The sequence below is a fragment of the Anaplasma capra genome, assembly GCF_025628805.1.
GTDB classification, from domain to species: Bacteria; Pseudomonadota; Alphaproteobacteria; order Rickettsiales; family Anaplasmataceae; genus Anaplasma; species Anaplasma capra.
This window is the reverse complement of sequence record NZ_JAOTBG010000001.1, coordinates 94,812-109,885: the sequence shown is the minus strand read 5'-3', so window position 1 is coordinate 109,885 and position 15,074 is coordinate 94,812. Positions and strand designations below refer to the sequence as shown.

8 protein-coding genes and 1 tRNA gene are annotated in these 15,074 nt (G+C 47.3%); 8 read left to right on the top strand and 1 reads right to left on the bottom strand.

Annotated elements, in window-relative coordinates; genetic code table 11:
- The first annotated feature begins 35 nt into the window (after positions 1-35).
- From OC187_RS00375 to OC187_RS00360, 4 genes are all read left to right on the top strand, one after another.
- A complete protein-coding gene (locus OC187_RS00375) occupies positions 36-4,178 on the top strand; it encodes a hypothetical protein (RefSeq protein WP_263008475.1) in 4,143 nt (1,380 codons plus the stop codon).
- Positions 4,179-4,387: 209 nt separating this feature from the next.
- Positions 4,388-5,830, top strand: a complete 1,443-nt coding sequence (locus OC187_RS00370) for a hypothetical protein (RefSeq protein ID WP_262997916.1) — start codon at positions 4,388-4,390, stop codon at positions 5,828-5,830.
- A 221-nt stretch (positions 5,831-6,051) separates the two neighbouring features.
- Positions 6,052-6,939 carry a lipoyl synthase gene (lipA, locus tag OC187_RS00365; protein ID WP_263008474.1) on the top strand — a complete coding sequence of 296 codons (888 nt, stop codon included), beginning with the start codon at positions 6,052-6,054 and terminating at the stop codon, positions 6,937-6,939.
- 9 nt (positions 6,940-6,948) lie between these two features.
- Positions 6,949-7,023: transfer RNA gene (locus OC187_RS00360), tRNA-Arg, on the top strand.
- 178 nt (positions 7,024-7,201) lie between these two features.
- Here the strand turns inward: OC187_RS00360 and pstA are convergent.
- On the bottom strand, positions 7,202-8,449 hold the full coding sequence (gene pstA / locus OC187_RS00355; RefSeq protein WP_262997919.1) for a phosphate ABC transporter permease PstA: 1,248 nt from the start codon (positions 8,447-8,449) through the stop codon (positions 7,202-7,204).
- 460 nt (positions 8,450-8,909) lie between these two features.
- Between pstA and OC187_RS00350 the strand changes: the two genes are divergently transcribed.
- The 4 genes from OC187_RS00350 to OC187_RS00335 all read left to right on the top strand — a co-directional run bounded on the left by OC187_RS00350 (position 8,910) and on the right by OC187_RS00335 (position 14,910).
- Positions 8,910-9,524 carry a superoxide dismutase gene (locus OC187_RS00350; protein ID WP_262997991.1) on the top strand — a complete coding sequence of 205 codons (615 nt, stop codon included), beginning with the start codon at positions 8,910-8,912 and terminating at the stop codon, positions 9,522-9,524.
- Between the two features lie 93 nt (positions 9,525-9,617).
- Complete coding sequence (locus OC187_RS00345) at positions 9,618-9,914, top strand: type IV secretion system protein VirB3 (protein WP_262997920.1); 297 nt, start codon at positions 9,618-9,620, stop codon at positions 9,912-9,914.
- Positions 9,915-9,917: 3 nt separating this feature from the next.
- Positions 9,918-12,323 (top strand): VirB4 family type IV secretion/conjugal transfer ATPase, encoded by a 2,406-nt coding sequence (locus OC187_RS00340; protein WP_262997921.1) that lies wholly within the window; start codon positions 9,918-9,920, stop codon positions 12,321-12,323.
- Entirely contained in the window at positions 12,316-14,910 is a 2,595-nt protein-coding gene (locus OC187_RS00335) for a TrbL/VirB6 family protein (RefSeq protein WP_396124678.1), read from the top strand. Before OC187_RS00340 ends, OC187_RS00335 begins: the two co-directional genes overlap by 8 nt.
- Positions 14,911-15,074 lie beyond the last annotated feature (164 nt).

The window sequence follows — 15,074 nt, the reverse complement described above, 5'->3', positions numbered from 1 at the left end:
GTTTGTTTTACGCTAATCATTTTGGGTAGCTTGTAGTGTTGATAGGAAATGTTAAGGACAGAGGCGTTGGAGACTTTCTAGCAAAAGCTACAGTCAGGGTTGCGGTGAGTCCTCCGGTGCGCTGCGATGCTTTTCACTTCAAAGTAGATTGTAGGAGTGACAGGCTTTTTGCGCTTCTTTCCATGTTTCCGGGCACGATCTGCTCAAGCACGCCTGGCACGCATTGCGTGAAAATTAAAAGCTCAGACATTGTGCGGTTTAGAGCGGCTATACGCAACCCCATCCGGGCATCTGCATCTGGTGATGAGTACCACACCCGGCTAGTAACTTATTTATTGCTGGAATCCACCAGTCTCTTTCAAAAGTATGGGGAGAACCTGTACTCGTACATACACAATAACTACATTCACGATATGCGTGCTGGAGGGGGGAAATTTCAGCAGTGCATAAACTATATCAAGGGCACATATCCGGGTAGATTGCCCGATGCCGCGTTCACGGGCTCGAACATCCGACTTTGCTTTCCAAATCCAGCGTTGCTTCAGAAGCACTTTCGTTTTTTGGATGACGGGTGGTGTTATGTGCTTAGTATGAGGGACACGGAAGCAGGGGAGCAGAGCCTGCTGCTTGAAGCTGTATCCATGAGATTGCAAGTGCTGGATAGAGACGAATCCAGACCTAATCGTGAGTTTGCCGCAGAGTGTCTTAGGAAGTTTTTAGAATCAGCAACTGGTGGAACGGGTGCCGGGGAACAAGGCTCTGTCAGAGAGATAAGAATTCCTTGCGAGGATTTCTTTGTCATCATTCGGGAGGTTATAAGTGACAGCTCGGTAAAGTCTCGCATTGAGTCCCAGCTTCACGCGCGGCAAGGAGCGCGTATAACACACGGGTTGAAGAAGCGTTTTGGCCGTGTTCGGCGCTATTGCGGACGTCTTCGGAATGCTAATACAGGTATAAGCAATGGGGCTGCAGGAATACGGAAGGCTGTTATAAGCTTGAGGAAGGCGCAGTTACTGGTGAAAAACCAAGTCTTTTTTGAAAGATTAAATCCATTGGGTGTGCTTCAAGCGCAGCAATATTTCAGAGGGATGAACGCAATCATTGAATCAATGATAAGCTGCCTTAAGGAAAATGAGCGAGTGTGGACTGAAGAGGAATTGACGTTTTTCCTAAGGGAGACTCACGGGAGTATTGTTAGAGATATCGACTGCCTTCTGTCTATTCACGACTTTTTCGTTATTGGGAGAACCGTTCACAGGGATGCGATAATAAAATTTACGTTTGGGGAGGTTTCAGAAATATCAACGCATATAGGTCAGTGGATATCGTTGTTTAATAGGATTCACCGTGGGCTTGTAAATGGTGAGTATGGTTCGTTGGATGAGGTTACCGGGCACACATCGGTCACCAATAACGCGTTCTGTTGTGGTGATGTGCATAATATTGAGTCTTTACTTGGCTTAAACACGCTGTCACAACTATTTGAGAGATTGAATGATGGCTCATGGAGGGCGAATGTTCAAGTCAGAAATAAGCTGCTTTTTCGGCATGTAAAATCTCACAGGCTGTGCGACTTCTTGTGTGATTTTGAGTACAAAAGTGATCATAGGGAGTGTGATGAGCTTCTCGGAGAAATGTTCAGTAGTGGGTGCACCCGAGATAGGACGCTACTGCTTTTGAGGAAAATAGTACAGAACTATGGGCATGAATGGATTAGGGACGTTGATTACAGCATAGGCTTGAGTGTTGCGCAGTCCGCGTATAAAGTGTCGCGCTGGGTCCCCTTTCACTCTCTCTGGTTGCCGTGGGTCAACCCAGCCAGGTATAGAACGTCTTCAGGTTATAGGGGAAGGGGGATCAAAGGCAGGCTTTGCGCCAAAAATATGATGATTCCACTTACGGAATTTTCCCGTGTAATCCGCAGTGGTCTTCGTCTTACAGATATGGAATCCAGATTTGTTGAGGGTGACTACGAGGCAGAAATGCTTGGTGCGTCTTTCAGAATTGAGCACAACATTCCGGGATTTTTGGAGCGGGCTACATTTTTCCTTAGGAAGAACAAATGGGTTTGGTATCCAGTGCTGGGGTTTTTTATGGTACTGTGCTCTGCTGTTGCAGTGATTGGCAGAGTGCTCGACCATTTTGGGATTATACCTGGCGTTGTTGTCAAGGGGGCCCTGGATATTTTCCGTTCAATATTCGATAGCGTAGTGGTTGTAGCTGGGTTGGACACTGCGGTAGAGAAGATGATTTCTCTTATTGTTAGTATTGCTGGAATTATTGTTAGGACACTGGACTTCATCCTGTTTTATGGGCTTTTATCCAAGGTCACTCGGTTCATTTTTAGAAAATTTCATGACGTATGCGACTACCTTTTTAATGCACTCATTAGCGCCTGTGAACATGTCAGATTGTACGGATTTAAAAATGCCTGTTTGCTATTGCTGGAGAAGCTGTTGTGTACGGATGGAGGAGAGTGTCCTAGCACTCCCGATTTACTTGTTACGGATGATCAGGAATTGGGGGAAGAAGCGCATTGCAACAGTACCGGCACGGCGGCCACACAGGATGTATGTATCCAAACATTGGTGGAAAAGCTATATGCTGAGTGCCAAAGTTTACCTAATGCGCTCGGATCACTTTCCCGTGATATTGCGGAAGAGTTGTATGGGTGTAAGCCGGATGTGAGGAGTCTTCTTTGTGAATTTCGAGGGACGCTTAGCCTGCCGCAATGTACGGTTTTTGAAGAGAATTATTCAAGGCTTCGAGGGGAATTTTTCTTCTTGATCAACAACTACCATGAGGGGCTTAGTGTTGGGACAGGAAACAGTTCTCGCAACGCGAATATATTTAATTCATATGCAGCTAGAAGGGAGGTCTATGACAGAGTAACCGCGGTGAATTTGCAAACATTACAGCTTACTGCATGTGGTGCCAGCAGCAGTGGGGATTCCCGCACTGTGCGAAACATAATAGACCATGAAGACGTGAAAGTTATTATAAATGCGGCGCGTAGTCACGGGCAATCGATCACGCTATCGGAAGTAGGCGAAAGAATCGCAGCTCTGCGTTGGGCGCTTTCAATGTTCGATTTGTATGATTCCACTGGAATTGTGATGCGTCATGAAGCGGTTATTTCAGGCACTGGGATCGAGAGGAGTTGTGCGCTGTCCCTAATGGATTGTGTGTTAACCCTGCAAAGTTGGAGGGAAACTCTGTTGGGCGGTGGAAGAGTGAGCAGAGACTTTGCGCTATGCGACTTGCGCAGCAATTTCTCCCCGTATTTGAGGGATACATGTTGCATTCTTGATGCGATGGATAGAAGCGTTTCTGGGAGACGCGATACCGTAAGCTACCGAAGGTTTCTCAATATAATGTGCCCGGATTTTCTTTTGTTAGAAACTCCGTCGCTTATGGCAAGAAATGTATCCAACTTTGTGGGATTAAGCCTGGGTGCCAGGTCTTACCTTGCTGAGCTCAAAGATGGGCTTGTGAGCTTTGCAAACGGCTTTCGCGAGTTAAAACTTATGCTGGCATCTCTTGCGGTGTATCAAGTGACCGCACTATCGGGTGCCGAGGAATTTCAGCGCTTTTTTGATCACTATTCGAAGTTTTCTAATTATGCTACGCAGCCCATAGGTGTTATAGACGTGTATGACTTCTTCATCAGCACGCACTATAGTGAACAATTCTTGTCTTTTTTTTGGAGAAGCATTTTCCTTCGAGATGTAATCGCACTGTTGGGGGAATTTTTTCAGTCAATAACACCATTTCCCGACATTGCTGAAGTGCCTACCATGTTTTCTGCGATGGACCACCGTATTTATCGTTCATCATTTTTTTATGGGGATCGTGCACTTAGGGAGGTGAAGTCTTCGATAAACGCTGTTGGGGATCTGATTTGTACCATTTTTCAGGTGCACCAGATAAGAGCAATCCTAAGAAGCGCCAGGTCCGTGGGCCGGATTCACGGCAATATGGAGTACTTTGTTCAACTTGAAGAGGCTTATACGGCGCGCCGTGACAGCAGACAAGTGCAATTTGCGTGGTGTGGGGGAAGTGCATCTTCTAGTTCTTGTGTGGATAGTGTTGTGCGGTGCAATGAGATTACTAACGTGTCTTGTTGTGAAATAGGCGGTGAATACGAGCCCTTAGGGCAAAACTTTCTAGTGCGGTGAGTGAGATACTTAGTTGCGTTTCCGATCCCAAATGTTAATGCGTTTGTGTTATTATATGCGTATTTTCTGTGTTGCTGTGTGGTGATCTAGCGCCAGGTGTTTTGTGTGCCTACCTGTGGTTGGGAAGCGGATAGCTGATACAGTGATTTTTTACTGCGTGGGCTTACAATCCTGCCTTCGCTGGTTTTGATGGGTTGCCAAGGGATCTTATGCTTGATGACGTATACGCCGCTCAAGGAAGACGCGATGATGACGGGGATAGTCTCAGAGCATGGGGAAAAATCAGGTTGGAAGACCTGAGCGCAGAAGAGTATGTACAGGAGCTCACGAAGAAGTTTAAAGAGTTTGCGCAAAACGCTCAGAAACTCAAGGAGCAACAGGAACAGGAAAAAGGTTCCGAGGAGGGCATGAAGGCCGAGGTGGCTGATCATAATCAATTGTCCGAAGACGTTTTTCTGCCGGGCAATGGCTTTGAAGTTCGTGGATCACTCTTTGGGCTTCTACTCGCATTTGTTGAGGAATTTTACGAAACGTTTCTTTATCACGATCCGGAGGCCAAATCGCAGATCCACAATTTGAATTTGCGGGGCAGGCGCAACAAAAGGGCGCTCACAGAGGCGCTTATGGCCTTTCTCAGAAAAATAACTGATAGAAAAATCGTAAACTTAAGGTACTTGCTGGAGCGACAGATCATTGAACTCAGAGAGGCATTGGAAAAGGAACTAGATCCTAAAATGCGGCAGATACTACAGGAGAGACTGCTGCTCTTAACTCAGCTCAGGATGCAGTTGCAGATTATGGACAGGCGACAAGGTGCTGACCATCACATACTTTTTATGATGCTAGTTGCGCATACTCTCGCTGGAGCGTCCCTGGATCTTTGTCGGGACCCATCTCCGATACGTGCCGAGGAGGGATATATTGCCTTGAGTAGAAAGCTAGGTCGCCTCTTCGATGTGGACAACATAGCACATGACGGGATAAAAAGAGAAATCGCTCACGCGGCTGCAGAATTCTCCCTGAAGCATAATGTTCCTTACGCATGCGTTCTAGATCACCGCTCGGCTGATGCCCTATCGATGGGACGCACAAATTTCAAAGAATTAGGCATTTCTGCTGACAGGGGACTTTTTATCTTTGCTGGTCCAAATTTGGGCACTCACGGGCACACGTACGGTGCCGCGCAGGAAAGCGGGATATTTGCCCGCCTTGCTCTACTTGTGGGTGCTGTGCTGCACAATATCGCCATGGGGCTCGTTGTGGCTGCGCGTGATGTCTTTGGCAGAACCCTTGACGGCACCGCACATGGTTTAAGTGCACTTGGAACTAATGCCCACGTTCGTAACGTGACCCATGAACATGCATCCAGAGAGGCCAGCGCGCCACGGGTCCACGCCTCCCGTGACCGAGTAGAAAGTGGGGTCTCACGCGGCATAACTGGAGAGGGGTCCTCATATTGTTCTGGTTTGGAGTTTGTTCGTGGATCTCACCACGAAACTCAACACTCCCCGTACAACTCACGCAGCATCAGTTGCGCATTTGAATTTACTGCAGCAAGTATTAAGCCCCTTACGAGAGGTGGAGCAGTGCTTGAGGATGTAACGGTGCAAAGGGCTATTGTTGTGGAGCAGCAAGTTCAAGTTCATAGGTAGTGGAATAACTTTGGAGTGGGTGCGCCTTAATCCTCAGTTCCCTTGTTGTCGCACCAGTAAGCGTGGGTTGTTTATCCGGGTAACTGCTCTAGTGTTATCCCCCGCTTCTGCTTCGAAATCGCGTAAATTTTTCCTTTAGATGGCCGCATGTCTTCTGGGCTGATAAGTTGACAAGTGTCGCAGTTTTTACTACGCTCTTGGGTAGTCTGTTGTTGATCAGTATGGAAAATAAGCCCGATTGGCTCAGAGTGAAGATGCCGGGCGGTGAAGTCTTTGGGGAAGTCGCCGAGCTTGTGCGCCACTATGGGCTCAACACGGTTTGTGAGGAGGCTGCGTGCCCCAACATAGGGGAGTGCTGGAATAAGCGGCATGCCACCATCATGATCATGGGTTCTGTGTGTACAAGGGCGTGCGCGTTTTGTAATGTTAGTGTCGGCGTACCCAATGCTTTGGATCCTGATGAACCTGAGAGGGTGGGTGCTGCCATTGGTAAGCTTGGCTTGAAGCATGTTGTCATCACTTCTGTGGATAGGGATGACCTACCGGATGGTGGCGCGAGCCACTTTGCTAAATGTGTAAGAGAGATAAGAAGGCGTGATGACTCGGTTACCATAGAAATTCTTACTCCAGACTTTCTCGGCAAGCCATGCGCCATAGACGTTATTGCTTCTGCACGTCCGGATGTGTACAACCATAATTTGGAGACTGTGCCCAGGCTTTATTCCAGGGTGCGGCCGAAGGCTAAGTATTTTAACTCCCTGAACTTACTTAAAGAGATCAAGGACAAAAGTCCGGGGGTGTTTACAAAGTCCGGGCTGATGCTTGGGCTGGGTGAGTCCAAAGAGGAAGTACATCAAGTTATGGATGACTTGAGATGTGCTGGGGTGGACTTCATAGTTATGGGGCAATATTTGCAGCCAACGAAGAATAACATCGCAGTGCATCGTTATGTTCCTCCGTCGGAGTTTGAACAGTACAAGCTTGTGGCATACGCCAAGGGGTTTTCCATGGTCGCGGCGAGTCCACTTGCCAGGTCTTCTTATCATGCTGAGGATGATTTCCAAAAACTAAAGGAAATGCGACTGGCGCGTTCCGGGATGAACGGGTAGGGTTATTGTGCATTCGTAGCTCAGTCAGGATAGAGCGCTACCCTCCGGAGGTAGAGGTCGCAGGTTCGAGTCCTGCCGAGTGCGTTATGTGTTTTTCAGCAGGCTTCCTGTCTTTTGTGGATTACTTTTGATTTGCGTCTGCATGGGCGAGGCCATGTTTTGGAAGTGAGCTTCAGTTCCGTATGTGTTGGATACAGAAAATTAAGAATGAAAGCGGTCGCTTTGTGCACCGACCTTCCCGGCCAGCTTCGCATCCGGGTTGCTAGAACGAGAAATTGTCAAACCGTTTCTTTATCAGGTCGGCTATCATGTTGAGTATTAGGAGTATGATGAGCAGCGCCAGTATCGCGATTGCAGATATTTTTGTGAACTCAACATTGGAATTGTTCGCCCAGATATATATTTGCACTGGCAGAACGCTGGCGGGATCAAGGAAGGTTTTGGGTAGATCAACGACAAATGCAACCATGCCTATCATGATAAGCGGAGAAGACTCGCCTATTATCCTGGCTACGCTCACTATAACGCCCTGCACCACGGCTGGTAGCGCTATTGGAAATGAGTGATGCATTATAACCTGCATCTCCGACGCTCCCAAGGCAAAAGCTGCCTGCTTCACTGACTCTGGCACTGCAGCAAAGGCCTGTCTGGTGCTTATAATCAGATTGGGCAGTATCATGATGGATAAAGTTAGGCCCCCGGCCAGCGCTGACGATCTCGGAACCCCGAAGATATTGAGGTATACTATCAGTCCGAGCACCCCGAAGATGATTGAGGGGACTGAAGATAAATTGTTTATGCTTACCTCGATCATAGAAGCCAATTTTCCCCTTTTCAGCAGCTCTTGCATACAGATTCCGCTCATGACTCCCACCGGTATTGCAACGGCTAGGCAGACCGTTATTGTTAGCAAAGAGCCGATGAGGGCTCCGATTATGCCCGCACTTTCTGGGACTTTCGAATGTGAGTTGGTAAATAGAGAATAATTAAAGAAGCTCCTGATCCTACCCTCGTCAATGAGCCTTTGCATTATTGCGTCGTATATTTCACTGCTTCCGCGCGGGCTACCGGTAAAATCACTCGAAGCGTTGAACCAGAGGCTAGCACCGCTCAATTTAGCGTTCTTTTTGATGAGCCTTGCAAGATCGTAGTGGGCAGTTTCGCTGATTACACTGTGCGCAATCCTTTTTGTTGTGTGGTCGCTTAGGTCAACTGAATTCTGAATAATCTTCTCCAGCGCGCTTTGTATGTGTTGCATACACACAATTCTGAATCTGCTGTCACCCGGATCTACGCTTTCAATCTCATCAAAGGAGAGTAAGATCTTTGTGGTGGTCAACGCCTTGTATCCATCATTGACTATGCTACATAGCACGAAAATCAGCATGCCAACTGAAATACCCAGTGCGCCCAGGGATATCACTGAAAGAAGTCTATCTTTCTTGCTTCTGAGGAATATCCGGACACTCTTGCGATGGTGTTTGAGCAGTTTTGTTGGATCTTTTTCCATAAGGACGTTAGCAAAGGTAGTGATGCAGCCATCTAGGACAAAGCGTGCTGCCAAGAGGGCGCACCAATGCTACATTCTTTACAACATCATTACAAAGGATTTTAACGGAATGCTGGTCCGTGAACACCGAGAGTTTATGCTCCCGCGTCCATTGCACGGTGTATGAGGCGAAGAATACTTGTGTGTGGTATGATCTATACTTAAGCCCCGCGATTTTGATAACAATATTCCTGGAATCAATCTCGAACAATATCACGCCTCGAACAGTAGGCAATGTGCGAATGGTTTTTTGTGGAGCTGCACCAGTACATTTGTGTTCAGGGACTATGCATTTTATGTGGTCAAATCTTTGAGTTTGCGAAATTGCTGTGTTGCGACGCATTCGTTGTTGGCTTAGGTGTTGAAGTTTTGTTGTGTAGTTGGTATACATGACGGGATTTGTCTTAAAATGATTGCAAGAATGTTTGAACTATCTAGCCTCCCGTATCAAAGCTTGGAGCCACACATCTCAGATAAGCTGCTGGACCGCCACTACAACGGGCACCACAAAGCTTATGTCGACGCGTTGAACAGACTCGTAGTTGGTACCGAGTTTGAAGGAATGGGTAATGGTGATCTCGAGAAGATAATTACTAAGGCGCACGGTTCTAGTAATACTAGGGCGATATTTAACAATGCTGCTCAGGTGTGGAACCATGATTTTTACTGGAAATCTATGAAGAGGGGTGGAGGGGGCAACCCTCCGGAAAGGCTAGCTAAGATGCTGAGTGATAATTTTGGGGGCGTGAAGGAGTTCATGGATGCTTTCGCTGCCAGCGGCGTTGGGCATTTTGGTAGTGGGTGGACGTGGCTGCTTTATGACAAGAACTCTGGCAGCTTGAAGATTGTGAGCACTCCAAATGCGGACTCCCCTTTATTAACTCCAGGGCACCACCCCGTGTTAGCTATGGATGTGTGGGAGCATGCTTATTATCTAGATTACCTAAACGTTCGCAAGAAGTATGTGGATGTTTTTCTTGAGCACCTAATAGACTGGGATTTCGCGTTGAAGGGGCTTGAGGCTGCGGGTGTATAACGGGGACAGGGCCTTTTGTGCTGGTTAATCTTTTGATAATTTTTTGTTGCTAGAGTCTGTGAAAAGTCGCGTGTTCCCGTTTTCGGTGGGGTGATGTCGTCCGGTAGCGTTAAGACAGATCAGCTGTTTAAAGGTCTGACTAGGCCCACCATGCTCTTCGGTGTGAGCTATACGTTCGCGATACTAAATTTCATGATTTCAATCATGATCTTCATGTATAGCAATGACTTCAGGGTGCTTCTGATTTTGGGCCCGGGCATACACGCTATAGGTTTTGCTGCCTCTTCCAAGGATCCCCTGTTCATGGATCTGTTTGTCATTAGGATGCAGAAGTGCAGCAAATGTCTGAATCGTTTTTATCACAATGCCAATTCTTACGACGTGATGTAGCAGATGTTGGGGCTAGGGAGAGCAGCAACTACTAAAAAAAGAAAAGTTGTTGAGAGAGAGTGCCACGCGGCTCATTTTCTACCCTACCTTGAGCACTGGAACAGCACGACGCTAGTTACCAAAGACGGTTGTATGCTCAAGGTTATTCAGCTGTCTGGGTATGCGTTCGAAACGGCCGATGATGAGGACCTATCGATACAAAACTCGATCAGGAACCAAACGTTGCGGAGCATGTCCTCCTCTTCGTTTGGCCTTTACTTTCACATTATAAGACGAAGAAAAGATGCGTTCTCTCATGGCTTTGCCAGCGGCAAGTTGTCAAATGCCTTTGCTGATGCTGTAAATGTGCAGTGGCGCGAGAAGCACGCGACAAAGCAATCATTCACGAATGAGCTGTACATAACTATTGTTAGGGATGGGGGTAAAAAGAGCACCGAGTTTTTCGTCAATCTGATGAAAAAATTCAATAAGAAGGTTACCAGTGAGGCCTGGAAAAACGACATGCGCGCCATTTACGAGGACCTAGAGGAGGTAGCGAGTAGGGCGGTAACCAGCCTTCGTAGCTATGCGCCCAGAGAGCTCGGCATCAGGCAAACGCCTCAGGGGAGTTTTTCGGAAATCATGGAGTTCCTGCTTAAAATTGTGAATTGTGGCACTGTGCACAATGTTGCTGTGCATCTGGGAGATATTTCTCGTCACTTACCCATGCACAGACTATATTTTGGCCGCAAGGTTGTGCAGGTTGTTGGGCACTATGAATCCAAGTATGCGGGACTCATAAGCTTAAAGGAATACGGTCAGACTACTTCCGCCGGGATGCTGGATGCGTTTCTGCAATTACCGTATGAGTTCATTATCACTCAGTCCTTTAAGTTCACAAATAGGCAGGCTGCAATAACTAAAATGCAGATTCAGCAGAATCGCATGATCCAATCTGCGGACAAGGCGGTCTCTCAGATATACGAAATATCGAAGGCATTGGATGATGCCACAAGTGGTAAGATCGCATTTGGGCTTCATCACCTCACAGTTTTGTGTATAGAAAAAACTCCGAAAAATCTTGAAAATGCACTTTCTTTGGTTGAAGCAGAGCTCTCGAACTGTGGGGTGTATCCCGTTAGGGAGAAGGTAAATTTGGAGCCTGCGTTCTGGGCTCAACTTCCGGGTAATTTTTCCTACGTGGTACGAAAGGCAGTTATCAGCACGCTCAATATGGCTGGTTTTGCGTCTCAGCACAATTACCCAATTGGTAAAAAGTTTGATAATCACTGGGGGGAAGCAGTAACGGTTTTTGATACCACGTCTGGTACTCCATTCTTCTTCAGTTTCCACATACGCGATGTCGGGCACACAGCAATCATAGGTCCGACTGGGGGTGGTAAGACCGTGCTCATGAATTTTTTGTGTGTTCAGGCAATGAAATTTTCCCCAAGGGTTTTCTTTTTCGATAAAGACCATGGTGCGGAAATTTTTATAAGAGCGCTAAATGGAGTCTACTCAGTGGTGGAACCGAGAGGGGATACAGGATTGAACCCGCTGCATCTGGATGACACTACCGACAACAGAACCTTTCTCATGGAATGGATGAAAGTATTGGCCACTACACTTTCTGATAATCTAACTCCAGATGATATATTGCGCATTAATGACGCCATTGAAGGGAATTTTAAGTTAAAGAAAGAAGATAGAATGTTGCGCAATCTGGTTCCCTTTTTGGGAATAGGGGGCGCTGATACTTTGGCAGGACGCATGTCCATGTGGCATTCCGAGGGTTCCCACGCAGCCCTCTTTGACAACAAGGAAGATTTGTTGGACTTCACCAAATCTCGGGTATTCGGGTTCGAGATGGGAAATCTTCTCAAAGACCCATCGGCCCTTGCACCCACTTTGTTGTATTTATTTCACAAGATCAGTATCTCGCTTGATGGCACGCCATCCATAATAATTTTGGATGAGGCATGGGCATTGATCGACAATCCCGTATTTGCTCCCAGGATAAAAGACTGGTTGAAGGTACTTAGGAAGCTGAACACTTTCGTGATATTCGCTACACAAAGCGTTGAAGATGCAAGTAAAAGTCAGATAAGTGACACTCTCGTACAACAAACAGCAACACAAATATTTTTACCTAACCTTAAGGCTACTAGTGCATACAGGGACGTGTTCATGTTAACCGAAAGGGAGTACTCCTTGATAAAGTACACAGATCCGGGGAGTAGATTTTTTCTTGTCAAACAGGGTGTTAGTGCAGTGGTTGCCAGGATAGACCTTAGAGGCCTTGAAGACACTATAAATGTTTTGTCAGGAAGGGCGGAAACGGTGCTGATATTGCATGAGATCATGGCAGAGGTTGGACGCGACCCGAACGTATGGCTGCCCATTTTTTGCCAGAGGGTTAGGAATGCGTAGCATGGCCAAAGTGCTAGCGCTTGTTGTTTTGATTGCTGGGTTTCCTGTATCTCTGTCTTACGCCGGTAGCGGCCCTGGTGGCGCCAAGGAGGAGGAGAGTGACCGCTTGGTCACCTACAGATATGCCGAGGCAACCAATCCGCGTTGTGGTGCTGCAGCCACAGTAGCTGAGATAGGGGGAAAGGCCATAGGTCCCGCATTGGGTATTATGATAACAGGCGCGATTTTAGTAAAGATACCTGTGGGCTGGACTACCAAGTGGGGCGTTGCAATGATGACCGTGGGTGTGTCCACGGTGGCCGCGGCAGTGGGTGTGTCATCAGCATACTTTGTGTGTAATTGGAGTTTTGTGCGCCACCCCGTTCTACGCTTCGAAGAAGGAGATGTTGTTCAGGGTAGGGACAGTGCGGAAGTGCTAAGTGCCTCCAGTAGCTCCAGTAGTAATATAGGTAAGTATAAGGAATGTGAGGACCCGTACTCGCCCGATGCAACCGTGGGGAATGCGTGGAAAAGTAGTGGCGATTGCACCAAGGAATTTGCGGACCTAAATAGCTATTTCGCGTGTATCGCAAAGGATAAAAGTTTAGAGGCAGCGAGAATGCTTGAGCCTGTATGTAAAAGCAGGAAGTTTAAGACAATTGAAAAATATGCGTGGCCCAAGAACCGGGTTTCCAGCTCTCGCTACATAGAAGTTTGTTATAGGAAGCCTCTTGCCACGCTGTTTTCTGCTCCTTACAGGGCTCTCAGGAATTCTACTAAATCTGCATCCTATACTGAGCAGATAATGGAAGGTGCATACCCGCGTGAGGGTACCTACGGCGATAAGGGAATGCATAAGACCAAGCTCGCCATTTCTGGTGCCGGGGATGATAATGAAAATAGTGGATATGTAAAGTGCGAAGTACTCAAAGCAGGGGAGACAAAAAAAGTACATGATGCTTCATTCCGGGCAGTTGAGAGGGGCGATAAGCTCTGTGTTGATGCGATAAATGTTAGTGGGTTGCCGCTGCTTCCTAGGCCGGAAATAGGCTGTCATATGCGCCCAAATTCTCCTCCGGTTCCCATGTGTGAGAAGTCAGAACCGATAGTGAAGAGCGGCGCAGAGGGTGCGAAGGTTGTCGGGTATAACAACGAAAAATGCTACAGCTGCTATGTTGACCAGGCATGCCAAGGTGTTGCTTCGCTACACACGAAGTCTCCATTTCCCGTGACCTCGGTGCTGGTGAACTGTATTGTGGGCTCACTTAAGAACGTATTGGATCCCACCGCTGGTGGCCAGAACAACAAGTGTGCCAACAAGACTGTAGGTGGCGGCGCCAATCCTGGGTTCCTGAAGGTGGCCCAGAGCAAGCTCAAGAAAGCTGTTATGGCTACGTTGATACTTGCGCTTATTCTATTCTCCATAAAGGCCATGCTAGGTGGGGTGCAGAATGCATCCGAACTCTATATGACGGTAATAAAGTTTGCTTTGGTCATCTACTTTACCCAGGGTGATGCAATGTATAAGGCGCATGACTACTTAAGCAAACTTTCGATTAGTCTTTCGGACATTGTGCTATCTGCTGCCAATGGAGGGCAGAATATTTGTGACTACAAAGCTGAGGACTACAGCAACAAGGACTTCCTGTATCTCATGCCATGGGACAGGCTAGATTGTAGAATGATGTTTTATTTAGGAAGTCAGCTTAACGGAGGGACGGGATCCGGTGTTTTGATGACGGTCTTCCTGTGTGCAGGTTTGTTGATACCCGCAATTCTAATCAATGCTAAGGTGATAATATGCGTGGTCGCGTTCTTCGCAGTGATGATGCTGATATTTACTGTGATATGGTGCGTGTACGTGTTCCTATTGTCACTTATTGCGCTTACGGTTCTAACCATCATATCTCCTCTAATGATACCAATGTGCCTTTTCCAGGTTACCAAAGGGTTCTTTGACGGGTGGACTAGGCAGTTAATGGTGTACTCTCTGTATCCAGTGATACTGTTTGCATTCTTGTCTCTGATGTTTACCGTCTTCGATAACATATACTTTGGTGAGCTGCAGTTTGTGCGGGATGAAATCACAGTGGGTTCCTCTAAAAGAATCAACTTCAAACTTGCGAATGAGAAGATTTGTGATGATCCCAAAATGGACAGCAATTTGGCATGTATGTTCAGTACGGTGACGTTCCACACAAAGCCATTGGTGCTCGGATTATCGGTTACTAGTCCGGAGTTTAAGAACACGACCGCTGCTATTTGGACCAAGCTTGGGGTGTTTGTGTTAGTAGGGTTTTTGTTCTACCACTTCCTGTCTTCTATATCTTACATTGCTGGGGAACTTGCGGGAGATCCGAGGGCTGGTGTTATAGGTGCGGGTAGCTTTAATCCCAGGGCGCTTGCAAGTGGAGCTATGGGTGCTGCCTCTAAAGCTGGTAGCTACGCAGCAGGTAAGATGTCTGATTTAGGAAGTAAGGCCATGAACCAGATGAAATCTGGTGGATCCTCCTCGGGTTCTGATTCAGCTTCAGGGGGTAGTACTCCTAGAAAAGGTGGTGCCGGTGGCACCGATTCCGTGTCTGGGGGGTCATCATCTGGTGGATAGGGATGGCTTAGGTGTGCTGTGTTCTGTAGCGGCGTGCCTTGATTAGTGTGTTGATTGTTTTATAACTTTTCTGCGCTACTACGGGAGCGCGTCCGTCTGGTGGTAAAGTGGGGAATTTGTGTCGTGCTGAGGATTATCCCAGTAGTGTTTCTCTTGCTCCTGTC

Excerpts from the sequence above, each read along its gene's own strand:
- OC187_RS00370 (WP_262997916.1), top strand. The coding sequence starts at position 4,388 with ATGCTTGATGACGTATACGCCGCTCAAGGAAGACGCGATGATGACGGG.
- lipA (WP_263008474.1), top strand. The coding sequence starts at position 6,052 with ATGGAAAATAAGCCCGATTGGCTCAGAGTGAAGATGCCGGGCGGTGAA.
- pstA (WP_262997919.1), bottom strand. The coding sequence starts at position 8,449 with ATGGAAAAAGATCCAACAAAACTGCTCAAACACCATCGCAAGAGTGTC.
- OC187_RS00350 (WP_262997991.1), top strand. The coding sequence starts at position 8,910 with ATGTTTGAACTATCTAGCCTCCCGTATCAAAGCTTGGAGCCACACATC.
- OC187_RS00345 (WP_262997920.1), top strand. The coding sequence starts at position 9,618 with ATGTCGTCCGGTAGCGTTAAGACAGATCAGCTGTTTAAAGGTCTGACT.
- OC187_RS00340 (WP_262997921.1), top strand. The coding sequence starts at position 9,918 with ATGTTGGGGCTAGGGAGAGCAGCAACTACTAAAAAAAGAAAAGTTGTT.
- OC187_RS00335 (WP_396124678.1), top strand. The coding sequence starts at position 12,316 with ATGCGTAGCATGGCCAAAGTGCTAGCGCTTGTTGTTTTGATTGCTGGG.